Source organism: Bartonella sp. AA83SXKL (genome assembly GCF_042196965.1).
Lineage (GTDB): Bacteria > Pseudomonadota > Alphaproteobacteria > Rhizobiales > Rhizobiaceae > Bartonella.
In genome coordinates this window covers 271-559 of the sequence record NZ_JBHIRG010000329.1, presented here as the reverse complement: position 1 = coordinate 559, position 289 = coordinate 271, and the positions used below count along the sequence as shown (strand labels likewise).

The 289-nt window shown below is 37.7% G+C and carries 1 pseudogene; it reads left to right on the top strand.

From position 1 onward, the window contains the following. A pseudogene (locus tag ACFINO_RS11455) lies at window positions 1-289 on the top strand (integrase); the annotation flags it as partial.

The window sequence follows — 289 nt, the reverse complement described above, 5'->3', positions numbered from 1 at the left end:
ACGTTAAAGATAATATCATCCATCTTAAAACAGAAAAGAGCCAATTTAAAACGGATGTTTTTCTCCCTATTTTACCAGAACTTACAGAAACTCTTCAAATTGGTCCTATAGGAGATGAAACATTCATTTGTGGTAAAAGTGGAAATAAGCTCGTGAAAGAAAGTTTTGGCAACCTATTTCGTGAAGCCTGTAATGCTGCAGGTATAAAAAAGTCAGCACATGGCTTGCGAAAATTAGCAGTAACACGTGCCGCCAATGCTGGTGCTACAGTTTCACAAATGAAAGCGCT